Source organism: Pseudomonas sp. BN607, from assembly GCF_029871175.1.
Classification (GTDB): Bacteria; Pseudomonadota; Gammaproteobacteria; order Pseudomonadales; family Pseudomonadaceae; genus Aquipseudomonas.
In genome coordinates this window covers 54,517-71,562 of the sequence record NZ_SSOE01000069.1, presented here as the reverse complement: position 1 = coordinate 71,562, position 17,046 = coordinate 54,517, and the positions used below count along the sequence as shown (strand labels likewise).

Below are 17,046 nucleotides of genomic sequence, written 5' to 3'. Positions count from 1 at the left end.
TGGTTTTGCCGCCCCCACTTCTCACAGGCATAAAAAAACCAGCCCGAAGGCTGGTTCTCTCTACCGCAAAGGCCTGTCAGCCACGCGGCTTGCCGCGACCACGGCCTGCCGGCTTGTCACCATCAGGCTTGCCCGGGCGCTTGCGCATCTCGCTTGGGCGCTCGGCCACGGCGCTGCCGCGGCTGCCCTTGCGCGGGGCTTCTTCACGCGGTTGACGCGCAGGGCGTTCGCCAGCGGCTGCGCCCTCCTGCGCCGGGCGCAAGTTGCGCACGCGCTCGCCACGGCCCAGTGGGCGAGACGATTTGCGCTGCATACGCTCCATCTTGTCCTTGGCCTTGAGGTTCAGGGTTGGCAGCGCAACTGGCTGCAATCCTACTTCAGCGGCCAGGATGTCGATCTCGCCCTGGGACATTTCCCGCCAGCGGCCCATCGGCAGGTCGGAATTGAGGAACACCGGGCCGAAACGCACGCGCTTCAGGCGGCTGACCACCATGCCCTGGGATTCCCACAGGCGACGCACTTCACGGTTACGACCTTCCATCACCACGCAGTGGTACCAGTGGTTGAAGCCTTCGCCACCGGGTGCCTTCTGGATGTCGGTGAACTTGGCCGGGCCGTCTTCCAGCATCACGCCAGCCTTAAGGCGCTCGATCATCTCGTCATCCACTTCACCACGCACACGTACCGCGTACTCACGGTCCATTTCGTACGACGGGTGCATCAGGCGGTTGGCCAGTTCACCGTCGGTGGTGAACAGCAGCAGCCCGGTGGTGTTGATGTCGAGGCGGCCGATGTTGATCCAGCGGCCTTCTTTCGGCCGTGGCAGGCGGTCGAACACGGTCGGGCGGCCTTCCGGGTCGTCACGGGTGCAGATTTCGCCATCGGGCTTGTTGTACATGATCACCCGGCGAGTGGCCTCGGCGGCTTCCTCGCGCTTGATCAGCTTGCCGTCAACGGCAATGGCGTCGTGCAGGTCGACGCGCTGGCCGAGGGTGGCCTCGACGCCATTGACCTTGATACGGCCCTGGCTGATCCAGGCCTCGACATCACGGCGCGAGCCCACGCCAATGCGTGCCAGCACTTTCTGCAGCTTTTCGCCGGATGGCGGGGTGATCTCGGTATCTTGCAGGTCTTGCTCACTCATCTGGGCACCTCCCGGTGTAGGAATGAAAAAGGGGTTTCTGGCGACGGAAGCGCCAAAAGGTCGCGCATCATACGCGTTTCGCCGTGGGAACGCACTGGAGATTAGAGGGTTTTGTGCGGGCCGGGAGGGGTTTCTGCCTAATGGTGATGGGTTGGCTGTGCCTTGCCCTCTTCTTCCGCAGAAGCCTCGGGCTCTTCTGAACGCAGGTCATCGAAGTCGGTTTTCAACCCCTCTTCCATGGCATCCAGTTCCACCAGCAAGCTGCGGAAGCTGGTTTCCTCCTTCGGCTCGCCCACCGCTTCCTCCTCACCGAGGCTGGCATCGGCCAACGCCTGCAAATGCGCCGGTACCGGCGCATCATCCGGGTCAAGCACAGGCTCGGGCTCCATCTCGCGCAGCTCGGCCAAGGCCGGCAGCTCGTCCAGGCTTTTCAGGTTGAAGTGGTCGAGAAACGCCTTGGTGGTGGCAAACATCGCCGGGCGCCCGGGCACTTCGCGGTAGCCGACCACGCGTATCCACTCGCGCTCCATCATGGTCTTGATGATGTTGCTGTTCACCGCCACGCCACGCACGTCTTCGATCTCACCACGGGTGATCGGTTGGCGGTAGGCGATCAACGCCAGGGTTTCCAGCAAAGCCCGCGAATAGCGCTGCGGGCGCTCCTCCCACAGGCGCCCGACCCAGGGCGCAAAGTCTTCGCGAATTTGCAGGCGGTAGCCGCTGGCCACCTCCTTCAGCTCAAAGGCGCGGCCGTTGCACGACTTGCCCAGCACCTCCAGGGCCTGCTTGAACACCTTGGGCTCGGGGCGCTCGGCCTCCTCGAACAACTCGTAGAGGCGGTCCAGGGATTGCGGTTTGCCCGACGCCAGCAAAAAGGCTTCGATCAGCGACGCCAGGTCGCGGGGTTCATTAAGGTTCATCGGGTTCTTCAACAAGCGCCGGGCGAAGCCGCACATGGATGGCGGCGAAAGGTTCATTCTGCACCAGTTCGATCAGCGATTCCTTCACCAGCTCAAGCACCGCCATGAAGGTCACCACCACGCCCAGCTTGCCTTCGTCTGCGCCGAACAACTCGACGAACGGCACGAAAGCGCCGCCCTTCAGGCGTTCCAGCACCTGGCTCATGCGCTCGCGGGTGGACAGGGTTTCACGGGTGATCTGGTGGCTTTCGAACAGGTCATTGCGGCGCATTACCTCGGCCATGGACACCAGCAGCTCCTCCAGGCTGACCTGCGGCAACAGCTTGCGCACCTTGGCCTGCGGGGCCTCCAGGCGGGGCACTACCACGTCACGGCCAACCCGCGGCAATTCGTCGATGCCCTCGGCGGCGGCCTTGAAGCGCTCGTACTCCTGCAGGCGGCGGATCAGCTCGGCGCGCGGGTCGCCCTCCTCTTCCTCGATGTCGGCGGAGCGCGGCAGCAGCATGCGCGACTTGATCTCGGCGAGCATGGCCGCCATCACCAGGTACTCGGCAGCCAGCTCCAGGCGTACGCTCTTCATCAACTCGACGTAGCCCATGTACTGGCGGGTGATCTCTGCCACCGGGATGTCGAGGATGTCGATGTTCTGCTTGCGGATCAGGTACAGCAACAGGTCCAGCGGGCCTTCGAAGGCTTCAAGGATGACCTCCAGGGCGTCTGGCGGGATGTACAGGTCCAACGGCAGCTCGGTGAGGGCTTCGCCGTAGACCAGCGCCAGTTGTAACTGCCGAGGCTCCTCGGCCTGTTCGGCCGGCGCCTCGGGCGCTTCCACCTGGCTCACGCGTTGACCAGGAACGGTGTCGGATCGCCGCAGCCTTCGCGGATCAGCTCCGGCTCGTCACCGGACAGGTCGATGATGGTCGATGCCTTGAGGTCGCCGAAACCACCGTCGATCACCAGGTCGACATGGTGCTCCAGGCGCTCACGAATTTCGTAGGGGTCGGTCATCGGCTCGTCGTCCCCCGGCAGGATCAGGCTCACGCTCATCAGCGGCTCGCCCAGCTCGGCCAACAGCGCCAGGGTAATGGCGTGGTCCGGCACGCGCAGGCCGATGGTGCGGCGCTTTTCGTGCAACAGCAGGCGCGGCACCTCCCGGGTACCGTTGAGAATGAACGTGTAAGGCCCTGGCACATGGGCCTTGAGCAGGCGGAAGGTGCCTGTGTCGACCTTGGCATAAAGCCCCAGCTGCGACATATCGCAGCACATCAGGGTGAAGTTGTGGGTCTTGTCCAGGCCGCGCAGGCGCCGCACCCGTTCGATCGCCGCCTTGTCGCCAATCTGGCAACCCAAGGCATAGGCCGAATCGGTGGGATACACCACCACCCCGCCCTTGCGGATGATCTCCACCGCCTGGCGGATCAGCCGCTGCTGCGGGTTCTCCGGATGAATCTGGAAAAATTGGCTCACGTAATCGTCCTGTTCATACCGCCATAGGCTGTTCATGGCTGAATCGGCGCCACAGAGGTGGCAGGTCCTCGGGCAAAGGCCGGTAGGCACCGATCTCGCCCCAGGTGCCGGGGCCGTGGAAATCACTGCCAGCGCTTGCCAGCAGGCCGAACTCACGGGTAAGGATGGACATGGTGCCCACTTGCTCGGCAGGCATCATCCCGTTGACCACTTCGAGCGCCTGCCCACCTGCCTGAATATAGTCGGCAATCAGCCGTCTGCGCTTGCTGCGGGTCAGGTCGTAGTGCATGGGATGCGCCAGGCTCACCCAGGCGTTGGACTGCCGTAGCGTGGCAACGGTTTCGTCAAGGGTCGGCCAATGCTGTTTCACGTCACCCAGCTTGCCGGCGCCCAGCCATTTGCGAAACGCCTCGCCGCGGTCCTTGACGTGCCCGGCACGCACCAGATACTCGGCAAAGTGCGGGCGCGCCGGGGCATTGCCGCTATCACCCAGCTCGTGCTGCACGGCGCGGGCGCCTTCAAGGGTGCCTGGCATGCCCTTGGCGGCCAACCGTTTGTCAATTTCTTCGGCGCGCAGCCAGCGGCCACGGTGCAACGCTTCGATCGCCGCCAGCAGCGGCGGCGCATCGAGCGGGAAGTCATAGCCGAGCACGTGGATAGTGGCGCCACCCCAGGTACATGACAGCTCTACCCCGCTGACCCAGTGCATGCCGCGCTCAATGCAGGCCTGGTGCGCCTCGGGCAGGCCTTCGATGGTGTCATGGTCGGTCAGTGCCAGCGTTTGCACCCCATGCTCATGGGCCCGGGCAACCAGGATCGCGGGCGACAGGGCGCCGTCGGAGGCCGTGCTGTGACAGTGCAGATCAACATTCATGGAGGAGCGCTTTCGCTGGAATCGATGTTTGTTATTATGCCGTCACATCCCGATTCTGGCTGCCATTGTGAAACAATTCATCGATTTCATCCCGCTGCTGCTGTTCTTCATCGTCTACAAGCTCGACCCGCGCCCCATGGAAGTCGCCGGCCACAGCTTCGAATTCGGCGGCATCTACAGCGCCACAGCCATGCTGATCATCAGCTCGCTGGTGGTGTACGGCGCGCTGTTCCTGCGCCAGCGCAAGCTGGAAAAAGGCCAGTGGCTGACCTTGGTCGCCTGCCTGGTCTTCGGCGGCCTGACCCTGACCTTCCACAGTGAAACCTTCCTCAAGTGGAAGGCACCGGTGGTCAACTGGTTGTTCGCCCTGGGCTTTGCCGGCAGCCACTTCATCGGCGACCGGGTACTGATCAAGCGCATCATGGGCCACGCCCTGACCCTGCCGGATGCCATCTGGGCCCGCCTGAACCTGGCCTGGATCGCCTTCTTCCTGTTCTGCGGCGCGGCCAACCTGTTCGTCGCCTTCACCTTCCAGGACTTCTGGGTGGACTTCAAGGTGTTCGGCAGCCTGGGCATGACCGTGATTTTCCTGGTGGCGCAAGGCGTGTACCTGTCGCGCCACCTGCACGACGACCCTTCTACCTCCAAACCCAAGGATTGACATGCTCTACGCCATTATCGCCAGCGACGTCGCAAACTCCCTGGAAAAGCGCCTGGCTGCCCGCCCGGCGCACATCGAGCGCCTGCAGCAGCTCAAGGCCGAAGGCCGCGTGGTGCTGGCCGGCCCGCACCCGGCCATCGACAGCAACGACCCTGGCGAAGCAGGCTTCAGCGGCAGCCTGATCGTTGCCGAGTTCGATTCCCTGGCCGCAGCGCAGGCTTGGGCTGATGCTGATCCGTATATTGCGGCAGGTGTCTACGACAAGGTTGTGGTCAAGCCCTTCAAGCAAGTGCTGCCTTGATCCGAGTCCGCACCGCGTCAGCAGCTTCGCGGTGCGGCAGTTATGCGGTTGCCATCAGTCTGCGGTATCTTTGCCACTGGCGGCCGATATAACCGCCGTCAATGGTTGAATTGAGTGAGTCATGAGCGAGCTGTTACTGATTGATGATGACCAGGAGCTGTGCGAGCTGCTCGGCAGCTGGCTGACCCAGGAAGGGTTCACTGTACGTGCCTGCCACGACGGCCACAGCGCACGCCAGGCCCTGGCCGAGCACGCCCCCGCTGCCGTGGTGCTGGATGTGATGCTGCCCGATGGCAGTGGCCTGGAGTTGCTCAAGCAGCTGCGCAGCGAGCATGCGGAACTGCCGGTGCTCATGCTTTCGGCGCGTGGTGAGCCACTGGACCGCATCCTCGGCCTTGAACTGGGCGCCGACGACTACCTGGCCAAACCCTGCGACCCGCGTGAGCTCACTGCCCGCCTGCGCGCGGTGCTGCGTCGTAGCCACCCCACCGCTACCACCAGCCAGGTAGAGCTGGGCGACCTGGTCTACAGCCCTGCACGTGGCGTGGCCAGTATCGATGGCCGCGAAATGACCCTGACCCTGTCCGAAAGCCGCATTCTCGAAGCCCTGCTGCGCCAACCCGGCGAACCGCTGGACAAGCAGGAGCTCGCGCAGATCGGGCTGGGCCGCAAGCTGACCCTGTACGACCGCAGCCTGGACATGCACGTCAGCAACCTGCGCAAGAAGATCGGCCCCCACGCCGATGGCCGGCCACGCATCGTCGCGCTGCGCAGCCGTGGCTATTACTACTGCCTCTGACCATCTTTACCGAGCCTTTACCATCCGCTGACTGCGCTTGACGGTGATCTCCCTAGACTGTGCTCATCCGGTAACCACCGGCCTATGAAAGGAGAGACACCATGCGCAAGACCCTTATCGCCCTGATGTTCGCCGCCGCCCTGCCGACCGTAGCCATGGCCATGCCTGATGGCGGCCCGCGTCACGACGGCCCGCATCATCGCGGTGACGCGCCTTTCCAGCAACTGGACCTGAGCCGCGACCAGCGCCAGCAGATCGGCAAGCTGATGGGCGAGCAGATGCAACAGCGCCGCGACATCACCGAGCGTTACCTGTCCAAACTGCCGGCCGCCGACCAGAAGGCCATGAAGGACGAACTGCAAGCCAGCCGCACCAAAACCGACACCGCCGTGCGCAACCTGCTCAAGCCTGACCAGCAGAAGAAGTTCGACGAACTGCAAAAGGAACGCGCCGCCAAGAAAGCCGAGTGGCAAGAGTTCCAGGCCTGGAAAGCTGAAAAAGGCAACAAGGCCCAGTAAGCTGTCCGCCCAATGCCCGGCCCGCCCAAGCGCGAGCCGGGCTTTTTCTGTTTTAGGAGGTGCACTTGCGTTCACTGTTCTGGCGCATCCTGGCCAGCTTCTGGCTGGCCATCACCCTGGTCGCAGGCCTGTCGATCCTGCTGGGCCACATGCTCAACCAGGACGCCTGGATCCTCAGCCGCCACCCGGGCCTGAACACGCTGGCCAGCAAGTGGACCAGGCATTACGAGCAGGAAGGCCTGGAGGCGGCGCAGCACTTCCTGGAGCGGCGCAAGGACCGTTACAAGATAGACGTGCAGGTGCTCGACGACAGTGGCGAGGCAGTAGTGCCCGGTACCTTCCCACGCCGCGCGGCAGCCTTCGAGGCGCGCCAGCACAATGACCAGCGGCGCTTGCCGTGGCGCCGGCTGACCGAGGAATACACCAGCCCAGACACCGGCGAAACCTACCTGCTGATCTACCGCATCCCCCACCCGGCACTGGACGCCTGGCATCGTGAAAGCCTGATGTGGCCACTCAGCGCGCTGGGTATTGCCTTGGTGGTACTGACCCTGTTCAGCCTGCTGGTGACCTTGTCCATCACCCGCCCGCTAAGCCGCCTGCGCAGTGCCGTGCACGACCTGGGCCAGAGCACCTACCAGCAGAACAGCCTGGCCCGGCTTGCCGCACGGCGTGACGAGTTCGGGGTACTGGCCAAGGACTTCAACAAGATGGGCGCGCGCCTGCAAAGCACCATTGGCAGCCAGCGCCAGCTGCTGCGCGATGTGTCCCACGAACTGCGCTCGCCGCTGGCCAGGCTGCGTATCGCCCTGGCCCTGGCCGAGCGCGCCGAGCCTGAGCAGCGGCAAGCGCTGTGGCCACGCCTGACCCGCGAGTGCGACCGCCTGGAAGACCTGATCAGCGAAATCCTCACCTTGGCCCGGGTCGACGCCGAACAAGCTCATGCCGAACCGGTCGACATCAACGCCTTGCTCGGCAGCGTGCGCAAGGACGCCCTGCTGAGCGCGCCGGATCAGGACGTGCGCCTGGAGGCGCAGCCGGGGTTGAGTTTGCAGGGTTGGCCAACGTTGATCGAGCGTGCCGTGGACAACCTGCTGCGCAATGCCCTGCGCTTCAATCCGATGGGCCAACCGGTCGAGGTCAGCGCCGCGCGCGAGCAGGACCGGATCGTGATCAGCGTGCGTGACCACGGGCCTGGGGCCGCAGCAGAGCACCTGGCACAACTGGGCGAGCCGTTCTTCCGCGCGCCGGGGCAAGAAGCGCCGGGGCATGGCCTGGGGTTGGCGATTGCGCGCAAGGCTGCGGAGCGCCATGGCGGTAGTTTGGTGCTGGGCAATCATCCACAGGGTGGGTTTGTGGCCAGGCTGGAGTTGCCCTTGGCGGAAGCGGCAGGCAGTTGATGTGATGTAAAGGCGCCTGGCCTCTTCGCGGGTTCACCCGCGAAGAGGCCGGAAGCCTTGGTACATGAATCAGCCCAAGGCCAGGTTACTCACCCCAGGCACTGACAAAATCAGCCGTTTCCAGGACCGGCGCGGTACGCGGCTCGGTCAGCGGCGTGCCGACATACAGGTAGCCAATCAGCTCCTCGTTCTCAGCCAGCCCCAGGCCCTTGTGCACATGGGCATCAAAGGCCATGTCACCGGTACGCCACACCGCACCGATGCCCTGCGCATGCGCAGCAATCAGAATGCCGTGCGCCGCACAGCCCGCCGCCAGGCGCTGTTCGGACTTGGGCACCTTGAAGTGGTCTTGCAGCGTGGCCACCACCACGATCAGCAACGGCGCGCGCAGCGGCATGGCGCGAGCCTTGTCCAGCGCAGCCTGGCTGGCATCACCCTTTTGCTGCACCGCTTCGGCGAACAGCTCGCCCAATTTCTCGCGGCCCTGGCCTTCGATGGTCAGGAACCGCCACGGCCGCAGCTGGCCATGGTCCGGGGCACGCAAGGCGGCCTGGAACAGCGCCTCGCGCTGGGCGGCATTGGGCGCTGGTTCGGTCAGGCGTGGCACGGAAACACGGTTGAGCAATGCGTCGAGAGCCTCCATCGGCTACCCTCCTGGCAGTTGAATGTGCAGCCATTCTAGCGTTTACATCATCAGACCCATAGGTAGAATGGCGCCCTTCCAAATCGAGTCAGAGCAGATCACATGGCGTTGCCGACCTTAAGGATCATTGGTTTCATCATCGGCATCTTCCTGATTACCCTGGCCGTAGGCATGGCCGTGCCCATGGCGACCCTGGTGATCTTCGAGCGCACCGGCGACATGCCGTCGTTCCTCTGGTCCAGCCTGATCACCTTCATCGCCGGCCTGGCCCTGGTGGTGCCGGGGCGACCCGAACACGTGCACCTGCGCCCGCGCGACATGTACCTGCTCACGGTCAGCAGCTGGCTGGTGGTGTGCATATTCGCCGCCCTGCCGTTCCTGCTGACCCAGCACATCAGCTACACCGACGCCTTCTTCGAGAGCATGTCGGGTATCACCGCCACCGGCGCCACTGTGCTCAGCGGGCTGGATACCATGTCGCCGGGCATTCTCATGTGGCGCTCGATGCTGCACTGGCTTGGCGGCATCGGCTTCATCGCCATGGCGGTAGCGATCCTGCCGCTGCTGCGCATCGGTGGCATGCGTCTGTTCCAGACCGAATCTTCCGACCGCTCCGAGAAGGTCATGCCACGCTCGCACATGGTCGCCAAGTCGATCGTGGGGGTTTACGTCGGCTTCTCGATCCTTGGCGCACTGGCCTTCTGGTGGGCCGGCATGAGCCCGTTCGATGCCATCAACCATGCCATGTCGGCTATCTCCACAGGCGGCTTTTCCACCTCAGACCAGTCACTGGCAAAATGGGATATCCCGGCAGTGCACTGGGTGGCAGTGGTGGTGATGATCATGGGCAGCCTGCCGTTCACCCTGTACGTGGCCACCCTGCGTGGCAACCGCAAGGCGCTGATCCGCGACCAGCAGGTACAGGGCTTGCTGGGCATGCTACTGGTCACCTGGCTGGTGCTGGGCACCTGGTACTGGTACAGCACCAACCTGCACTGGCTGGATGCCCTGCGACACGTGGCACTGAACGTGACCTCGGTGGTCACCACCACCGGCTTCGCCCTGGGCGATTACAGCCTCTGGGGCAATTTCTCGCTGATGTTGTTCTTCTACCTGGGCTTCGTTGGTGGCTGCTCCGGTTCGACTGCAGGCGGCATCAAGATCTTCCGCTTCCAGGTGGCCTACATCCTGCTCAAGGCCAGCCTCAACCAGCTGATCCACCCGCGCGCGGTGATCAAGCAGAAATACAACGGCCACCGTCTCGACGAAGACATCGTGCGCTCGATCCTGACGTTCTCGTTCTTCTTCGCCATCACCATCTGCGTCATGGCGCTGCTGCTGTCACTGCTGGGCGTGGACTGGATGACCGCATTGACCGGCGCCGCCGGCACGGTTTCGGGTGTGGGCCCGGGCCTCGGCGAAGTGATCGGCCCTTCGGGCAACTACGCTACGCTGCCGGACGCAGCCAAGTGGATCCTCGCCGCCGGCATGCTGCTCGGCCGGCTCGAAATCATCACGGTGCTGGTATTGTGTATGCCGGCGTTCTGGCGTCACTGAGCCCTTCGGCCTCAGTGCCCAGGCGGGCGCGGTACTCGCTGGGCGTGGCATCGAACCAGCGGCGGAACGCCCGGTAGAAATTGCTGGGGTCGGCAAAGCCCAGCAAGTAGGCGGTTTCCAGCAGGGTCATGCCCGGTTGGGCAAGGTACTGTTCGGCCAGTTCGCGGCGGGTGTCGTCGAGCAAGGTCTGGAAGCTGGTCCCCTCCTCCTGCAAGCGCCTTTGCAAGGTGCGCTGCGACAGATGCAGGGCCTGGGCCAGGGTTTCACGCTTGGGCTCACCCTGCGGCAGAATACGGCACAGCACCTGGCGCACGCGGTGGGTAACCCGGCTTTCGGAAAAGCGCGCCAGGTACTCCCCGGCAAAGCGGTCATGCAGCACCGCCATGGCTTCGTTGGCGGTGGGCAGTGGCGCCTCCATGTCGGCCCGCTCGAACACCAACGCATCGTGCGGTGCACCGAACACCAGTGGCGAATGGAACGCCGTCTTGTACGGCTCGACATCCTTGGGCTGCGGCCCCTGCACCAGTACCCGCCGCGGCTGCACCGGCCGGCCGCTCAGCCACTTGCACAGCGCCAGCGCGCAGGCCAGCGAGGCTTCGGCACTGTGCCGGGTCGGCGGCAGGTGGTCGCCATGCACGGTGAGAATCAGCGAATAGCCCTCGGCACCAAGGACGAAGCTGAGGTCGGAACTTTCGGCGATGATGCGCTGGTACCGCACCAGCCGTTCGAAGCCCTCGGCCAGGGTGCGGCTGGACATCAACGCATAGCCCACCACATGGAATGACGCTGGCCGCACCACACGCGCCATGTTCAGGCCGATGGCCTCGTTGCCCGACAACTCCACCGCCAGTTGCCAAAGCCGGGTCATGGAGTCTTGAGGGAAGCGCGCATCAGGGTCGTCGAGGGCGGCGAAGTCCAGCCCCAGCTGCTTGAACATGGCCCGGCAGTCCAGCCCTTCCAGTTCAAGTGCTTTCACGATCCCTGATGCCCAGCTGGCTGACGTGGTTCTTTCACTCATGACAGGCTCTTCCCTGATCGCTCCTGCGGTGAACCCCAAGGATATTCAATTGGCGCCTATTGTCACTGGTAGGCACTGCCAATCACTCTAGACTCGAATCAGGCTCCACGCCGTGCATCTTGTCCAGAAGTATTAATCCCGGAGTACTGCCATGAACAGCACAGCGCAGTTTCGCAGTTTTGCCGAATTCTACCCGTACTACCTGGGGGAGCACAGCAACCCTACTTGTCGCCGCCTGCACTTTGTCGGCACCAGCCTGGTGATCGCCCTGGTGGCCTACACCATCGGCAGTGGCAAATGGTTGCTGCTGCTGGCCGTGCCGGTGTTCGGCTACGGTTTTGCCTGGGTCGGGCATTTCTTTTTCGAGAAGAATCGGCCGGCGACCTTCACCTATCCGCTTTATAGCCTGGCCGGGGATTTCGTGATGTTTCGCGATATTCTGCTCGGCAAGCTCAAGCTGTAGGATTTCCAGGGCCGCGTCGCGGCCCATGGCCCTCGAGCCTTACGCCAACTCCCGCACCGCCGCTTGCGCCTGCGCCAGACGATACAGCTCGATACTGCCATCCCAGTGCTCGATCAACGCCGTGCACGACTCCACCCAATCCCCGCAATTGAGGTACTCCACCTCGCCCACCTTGCGGATCTCGGCGTGGTGGATATGCCCGCACACCACGCCATGAAAACCACGCCGGGTGCACTCGTGGGCAATCGCAGCCTCGAAATCGCTGATGAAGTTCACCGCCCCTTTGACCTTGTGCTTGAGGTACGCGGACAGCGACCAGTACCCGTAGCCGTAACGCGCGCGCCAATGGTTCAGCCAGCGGTTGAGCACCAACGTGAGCTCGTATGCACGGTCACCGAGAAACGCCAGCCAGCGGTGGTAGCGGGTAATCACGTCGAACTGGTCGCCATGGATCACCAACAACCGGCGGCCATCAGCGGTCAGGTGCTCGGCTTCGTCGACCAGCTGGATATTGCCCAGGATCAGCCTGGAATACCGGCGCAGGAACTCGTCATGGTTACCGGTGACGTAGATCACCTCGGTGCCGCGCTTGCTCATGGTCAGCAGCCGGCGAATCACGTTGGTGTGGGCCTGCGGCCAGTAAATCCCGCCACGCAGCTTCCAGCCATCGATGATGTCGCCCACCAGGTATACACGGTCGGCCTGGTAGCCCTTGAGAAACTGCGACAGGTGTTCGGCCTGGCAGTCGCGGGTGCCAAGGTGCACGTCGGATATCCACAAGGTGCGCACGCGTTGCTTGCGCGAGGGGCGGGACAGTTCGGCATGGGTCATGGGCAAGCTCCGGCGCAGTTTGCTGGAGACTGGCAGGCGCGCATGACAGCGCCGTGGCAAATCGGTGACGAGTGATGGTGAGCAGCGAATCGGGCACAATGGGCCTTTGCCTTGCGAGGACGCCCCATGATCGTCGGCCCGATCCTCTCCCTGCGCCACTACCGCGACAGCCTGATCGCCCATAGCCACGAACACCCGCAACTGGTGTTCGGCCTGCGCGGCCGCCTGGCGTTCGAGGTGCAGGGGCAAGGTGCGGGGGTCGCCCGCCAAGGGTTGGTCGTGGTGCCGGCCGGCGCTCACCACACCTGTGCCAGCGATAAGGGCAGCGAATGCCTGGTGCTGGATGTGCCCGGAGACCACTGGCTGCGCGAGCAGCTGGGCGAGCATGCCGACGCCAGCCGGCGCCTGCTCGACCGCCCCGCCACCCTCGCCCTGGATGCTCGCCAGCAGCAACTGGTGGACTGGTTGGCGGCCAGCCCCATGGACGACCCGCTGATTGCCCGGCAAGGCGCAGCGCTGTTGCTGGCCAGCCTGAACGCCACGACAGCAGCCAACGTGCGCCCCAGCCAGCGACTGCCCTATGCAGCCTTCGATGCGCACATCGAGCAGCATGCAGCCTACCCGCTGCAGGTCGCCGACCTGGCGCGCATCGCCGGCCTGTCCAGCGCTCGGCTGCACGCGCGCTTTACTGCCGAGTGCGCGATGACGCCAATGGACTACATTCGCCAGCGGCGCTTGCTCAAGGCGCGGCGGTTGGTGGTACAGACCCTGCTGCCGATGGGTGAAATAGCGGCGCAGGTGGGGTATGGCTCGCAGAGTGCGTTTTCGGCGGCGATGTTGCGGGCGTTCGGGTGTACGCCATTAGCTTTGCGGCGAGAGCCTGGCGACAACTGACAGCAGTCTTGCGACAGAACGCGTTTGCCTGAGCCTATACACTGAGCCTGTACCGCACCTTTCGTGGGCGCGCCCCACGGCGTGAAGATCTTGAGCAAGGACCCATCATGAACCACCGTACCGCCCTCGGCGCGCTGCACATTGGCGCGCTGTTCTTCGGCCTCACCGGCGTCTTCGGCAAGTTGGCCGCCAGCGCAAGCCCGGCAATCATTGTGTTCGGCCGCGCCGCCTTCGCCGTGCTTGCCCTGGCCCTGTTCGCCAGTGTTGCCGGCCCGGGCTGGCAACGTCTAGGCAGCCAGGACGTGCGCCGGCTGTTGCTCGGCGGCGTGCTGCTGGCCGGCCACTGGGTCAGTTTCTTCATCGCCGTCAAAGTCGGCGGCGTGGCCATCGCCACCCTCGGTTTCGCCAGCTTCCCGGCCTTTACCGTGATCCTTGAAGGCCTGCTGTTCCGCGAACGCATTCGCCGCAACGAGGCAGTGCTGGTGCTGCTGGTCAGCATTGGCCTGGTACTGGTCACACCGGCCTTCGACCTGGCCAGCGAGGCCACTGGCGGCCTGCTCTGGGCACTGCTGTCCGGGCTGCTGTTCTCGCTGCTGTCGCTCACCAACCGCGTCGGCTCCGGGCGCTTGCCTGCGGTACAGGCAGCGCTGTGGCAAAACCTGGTGGTAGGCCTTTGCCTGCTGCCGTTCGCAGCACCAGGCCTGCCAGGCGTGGCGCCCATGGACTGGCTGTGGATCGCGCTGCTCGGCATCTTCTGCACCGGCGTGGCACACAGCCTGTTCGTTGCCAGCCTGGCGGTGATCAAAGCACGTACCGCTGCCGTGGTGTTCGGCATGGAGCCGGTCTACGGCATTGCCGTGGCCTGGGTGGTGTTTGCCGAAACCCCCACCGTGCGCATGCTGCTGGGCGGCGCGCTGATCATCTTCGCCATCGTACTGTCCAGCCGCCTGGCGGCCGAGCAGCCACCCAGGCAGCGGCCAGTGGCCGAGGGCGCCTGATCAGCGATCGTTGTGGCCCAGATCGCGCTGCGGGTCGATCTGGTCGCGGACCCGCTGCTTCAGCACCTTGGCTTCGGGGAAACCACCGTCGGCCTTGCGTTCCCAGATCTGCACCCCATCGCAGGCAATGCGGAAGATGCCGCCGGTACCAGGTTCCAGCGCCACTCGGCCAAGGTCGTCGGCAAAGGTGCTGAGCAGTTCCTGCGCCAGCCAGGCAGCGCGCAGCAGCCACTGGCACTGGGTGCAATACGTGATGACGATTTCCGGCTTGCTGTCGGCCATGGTGAAACATCTCCAGGTGGGGGGCCGCTTATACTAGCGGTCTTTAGCCCACGGTTTGAGACTCACGATGCGCCGTTTGCTGTTCTGTTTCCTGTTTACCCTCACCTCGCTTGCAGCAAGCGCCGCCGAACCGGCCAGGCCCAAGGTCGGCCTGGTTCTATCCGGTGGCGCCGCCCGTGGCCTGGCCCACATCGGCGTGCTCAAGGCCCTCGAAGAACAGGGCGTACGCATCGATGCGATTGCCGGCACCAGCATGGGCGCGGTGGTCGGCGGGCTCTATGCCTCGGGCTACAGTGTCGAGGAACTGGAAAAGCTCGCCACCACACTCGACTGGCAACAGGCACTGTCCGATGCCCCGCCGCGCAAGGACGTACCGTTCCGACGCAAGCAGGATGACCGCGATTTCCTGGTCAAGCAGAAGCTCAGCTTTCGCGATGATGGCAGCCTGGGCCTGCCGCTAGGCGTGATCCAGGGCCAGAACCTGTCACTGCTGCTGGAAAGCAAGCTGGCGCACACCGCCGACACCCGGGATTTCGACAAACTGCCCATCCCCTTCCGCGCGGTGGCCACCGACATCGCCAGTGGCGAAAAGGTGGTGTTCCGCCGTGGTCACCTGCCCCAGGTCATCCGCGCCAGCATGTCGATTCCGGCGGTATTCGCCCCGGTCGAACTGGATGGCCGCCTGCTGGTGGACGGCGGCATGGTCGACAACATACCGGTCGATGTCGCCCGTGAAATGGGTGTGGACCTGGCCATCGTGGTCGATATCGGCACCCCATTGCGTGACCGCAAGCAATTGCTGACCGTAGTCGATGTGCTCAACCAGTCGATCACCCTGATGACCCGACGCAATTCGGAAGAACAACTGGCCAGCCTGCACCGCGACGACATCCTCATCCAGCCGCCACTGGCCGCCTTTGGCGTAACCGACTTCGGCCGCGCGCGGGACATGATCGACGCCGGCTACCGCGCCACCCGCCTGCTCGAGCCTCGCCTCGCCGCCCTGCGCCACCCTGAGGGCGACAGCAGCCTGGCCGTGGCCCGTTCGCCACGCCAGCGCACGCCAACGATCACCGCGATCAGGATCGAGAACGACTCCAAGGTCAGCGACGACGTGATCCGCTCATACATCCGTCAGCCGATCGACGCACCGCTGGAGCTGGACCGCCTGCAAACCGACATGGGCACGCTGTACGGCCTGGACTACTTCGACCGGGTGCAGTACCGCGTGGTGCACAAAGGCGACGACAACACCTTGGTCATCAACGCCCGCGGTCGACGCGGCGGCACCGACTACCTGCGTCTAGGCCTGAACCTGTCGGACGACCTGCGCGGCGACAGCGCCTTCAACCTGGGCGCCAGCTACCGGGTCAACGGCATCAACAGCCTGGGTGCCGAGTGGCTGACCCGTGGCCAGATCGGCGACCAGCAAGAGCTGTACAGCGAGTTTTACCAGCCGCTGGACGTGGGCTCGCGGTACTTCATCGCGCCGTACCTGGACTTCAGCTCACAGAACATCGAGGCCACCCTGGACAACGACCCCGTCGCCGAGTACCGCCTCGAGCGCTATGGCTTTGGCCTTAACCTCGGGCGGCAGATTGGCACCAACGGTGAAGTGCGCCTGGGCGTGGGCAAGGCATGGGGCGAGGCCGAGGTACGCATTGGCGACCAGGACCTGCCCAAGGTCAGCTTCAACGAAGGTTTCTATGAACTCAAGTATTCGTTCGACACGCTCGACAACGTGTATTTTCCGCACAGCGGTGAGGACATTGGCCTGACTTTGCGCAAGTACGACAAGTCACTGGACTCCGACCAGGATTACCGGCAGTGGCTGTTCAACCTGGACAAGGCCATCAGCAGCGGGCCCAACACCTTGGTGCTGGGCGGGCGGTATGGGCGCACGCTGGACGATACCGAAGTGGTGACGTCGAGCTTCGTGATGGGCGGCGCGCGCGAGCTGTCAGGCTTCCGCCAGGACTCGGTGTCGGGCCAGAACGTGAGCCTGATGCGCATGGTCTACTACCGCCGGCTGACGCCGCGAGCCTACGTGCCGCTGGACTTCCCGCTGTACATTGGCGGGTCGCTGGAACGTGGGCGCGCGTGGAACAACGACAACGAGTTCGACAGCGGCTACATCAATGCAGCGAGCATCTTCCTGGGGCTGGAGACACCGTTGGGGCCACTGAACTTCAGCTATGGCACCAACAGTGCGCATGAGCAGGCGGTATACCTGAACTTGGGGCATACCTTCTGAAACGTGCACTGCTCCGTAACGT

General features: G+C 64.1%; 19 protein-coding genes. 10 read left to right on the top strand and 9 right to left on the bottom strand.

Going from position 1 to position 17,046, the window contains the following annotated elements; all coding sequences use genetic code 11:
• Positions 1–76 precede the first annotated feature (76 nt).
• From rluB to E8E68_RS26215, 5 genes are all read right to left on the bottom strand, one after another.
• On the bottom strand, positions 77–1,144 hold the full coding sequence (rluB, locus tag E8E68_RS26235) for a 23S rRNA pseudouridine(2605) synthase RluB (RefSeq protein ID WP_110743667.1): 1,068 nt from the start codon (positions 1,142–1,144) through the stop codon (positions 77–79).
• Between the two features lie 137 nt (positions 1,145–1,281).
• Positions 1,282–2,064 carry an SMC-Scp complex subunit ScpB gene (gene scpB, locus E8E68_RS26230; RefSeq protein ID WP_266028847.1) on the bottom strand — a complete coding sequence of 261 codons (783 nt, stop codon included), beginning with the start codon at positions 2,062–2,064 and terminating at the stop codon, positions 1,282–1,284.
• A complete protein-coding gene (locus E8E68_RS26225; protein ID WP_266028939.1) occupies positions 2,054–2,776 on the bottom strand; it encodes a ScpA family protein in 723 nt (240 codons plus the stop codon). Before E8E68_RS26225 ends, scpB begins: the two co-directional genes overlap by 11 nt.
• Positions 2,777–2,901: 125 nt before the next feature.
• A complete protein-coding gene (locus E8E68_RS26220) occupies positions 2,902–3,531 on the bottom strand; it encodes an L-threonylcarbamoyladenylate synthase (protein WP_110743835.1) in 630 nt (209 codons plus the stop codon).
• 13 nt (positions 3,532–3,544) lie between these two features.
• The gene (locus E8E68_RS26215) at positions 3,545–4,405 is read right to left on the bottom strand and encodes a PHP domain-containing protein (protein ID WP_110743670.1); all 861 of its coding nucleotides are present in this window, start codon (positions 4,403–4,405) and stop codon (positions 3,545–3,547) included.
• 67 nt (positions 4,406–4,472) lie between these two features.
• On the opposite strand from E8E68_RS26215, the gene E8E68_RS26210 reads away from it, so the two are divergent.
• From E8E68_RS26210 to E8E68_RS26190, 5 genes are all read left to right on the top strand, one after another.
• On the top strand, positions 4,473–5,066 hold the full coding sequence (locus E8E68_RS26210; protein ID WP_110743671.1) for a septation protein A: 594 nt from the start codon (positions 4,473–4,475) through the stop codon (positions 5,064–5,066).
• A gap of 1 nt (position 5,067) precedes the next feature.
• Entirely contained in the window at positions 5,068–5,367 is a 300-nt protein-coding gene (locus E8E68_RS26205; RefSeq protein ID WP_015271283.1) for a YciI family protein, read from the top strand.
• Positions 5,368–5,488: 121 nt separating this feature from the next.
• Entirely contained in the window at positions 5,489–6,166 is a 678-nt protein-coding gene (locus E8E68_RS26200; protein ID WP_051099396.1) for a response regulator transcription factor, read from the top strand.
• A 101-nt stretch (positions 6,167–6,267) separates the two neighbouring features.
• A complete protein-coding gene (locus tag E8E68_RS26195) occupies positions 6,268–6,684 on the top strand; it encodes an LTXXQ domain protein (protein ID WP_110743673.1) in 417 nt (138 codons plus the stop codon).
• 59 nt (positions 6,685–6,743) lie between these two features.
• Positions 6,744–8,084 carry a HAMP domain-containing sensor histidine kinase gene (locus E8E68_RS26190; RefSeq protein ID WP_280346176.1) on the top strand — a complete coding sequence of 447 codons (1,341 nt, stop codon included), beginning with the start codon at positions 6,744–6,746 and terminating at the stop codon, positions 8,082–8,084.
• Between the two features lie 85 nt (positions 8,085–8,169).
• Here E8E68_RS26190 and E8E68_RS26185 read toward each other — a convergent pair whose 3' ends face one another.
• The gene (locus E8E68_RS26185) at positions 8,170–8,727 is read right to left on the bottom strand and encodes an NAD(P)H nitroreductase (RefSeq protein WP_266028845.1); all 558 of its coding nucleotides are present in this window, start codon (positions 8,725–8,727) and stop codon (positions 8,170–8,172) included.
• Between the two features lie 102 nt (positions 8,728–8,829).
• On the opposite strand from E8E68_RS26185, the gene E8E68_RS26180 reads away from it, so the two are divergent.
• On the top strand, positions 8,830–10,284 hold the full coding sequence (locus E8E68_RS26180) for a TrkH family potassium uptake protein (protein WP_266028844.1): 1,455 nt from the start codon (positions 8,830–8,832) through the stop codon (positions 10,282–10,284).
• On the opposite strand, the gene E8E68_RS26175 is transcribed toward E8E68_RS26180, so the two are convergent.
• Positions 10,241–11,302 carry an AraC family transcriptional regulator gene (locus tag E8E68_RS26175; RefSeq protein ID WP_266028843.1) on the bottom strand — a complete coding sequence of 354 codons (1,062 nt, stop codon included), beginning with the start codon at positions 11,300–11,302 and terminating at the stop codon, positions 10,241–10,243. The two genes, E8E68_RS26180 and E8E68_RS26175, sit on opposite strands and share 44 nt — an antisense overlap.
• Before the next feature lie 151 nt (positions 11,303–11,453).
• Between E8E68_RS26175 and E8E68_RS26170 the strand changes: the two genes are divergently transcribed.
• Positions 11,454–11,765, top strand: a complete 312-nt coding sequence (locus E8E68_RS26170) for a DUF962 domain-containing protein (protein ID WP_266028842.1) — start codon at positions 11,454–11,456, stop codon at positions 11,763–11,765.
• Between the two features lie 39 nt (positions 11,766–11,804).
• Here E8E68_RS26170 and E8E68_RS26165 read toward each other — a convergent pair whose 3' ends face one another.
• A complete protein-coding gene (locus E8E68_RS26165) occupies positions 11,805–12,596 on the bottom strand; it encodes a UDP-2,3-diacylglucosamine diphosphatase (RefSeq protein WP_280346170.1) in 792 nt (263 codons plus the stop codon).
• Between the two features lie 126 nt (positions 12,597–12,722).
• Between E8E68_RS26165 and E8E68_RS26160 the strand changes: the two genes are divergently transcribed.
• Both E8E68_RS26160 and E8E68_RS26155 read left to right on the top strand, forming a co-directional pair.
• Positions 12,723–13,490: an AraC family transcriptional regulator gene (locus tag E8E68_RS26160; RefSeq protein ID WP_280346167.1), complete on the top strand. Its 768-nt coding sequence runs from the start codon at positions 12,723–12,725 to the stop codon at positions 13,488–13,490.
• 107 nt (positions 13,491–13,597) lie between these two features.
• Positions 13,598–14,488, top strand: coding sequence for a DMT family transporter (locus E8E68_RS26155; protein ID WP_110743680.1), 891 nt, complete (start codon positions 13,598–13,600; stop codon positions 14,486–14,488).
• On the opposite strand, the gene E8E68_RS26150 is transcribed toward E8E68_RS26155, so the two are convergent.
• Complete coding sequence (locus E8E68_RS26150; RefSeq protein WP_266028839.1) at positions 14,489–14,770, bottom strand: SelT/SelW/SelH family protein; 282 nt, start codon at positions 14,768–14,770, stop codon at positions 14,489–14,491.
• Positions 14,771–14,837: 67 nt separating this feature from the next.
• On the opposite strand from E8E68_RS26150, the gene E8E68_RS26145 reads away from it, so the two are divergent.
• The gene (locus E8E68_RS26145) at positions 14,838–17,024 is read left to right on the top strand and encodes a patatin-like phospholipase family protein (protein WP_280346163.1); all 2,187 of its coding nucleotides are present in this window, start codon (positions 14,838–14,840) and stop codon (positions 17,022–17,024) included.
• Positions 17,025–17,046: the final 22 nt, after the last annotated feature.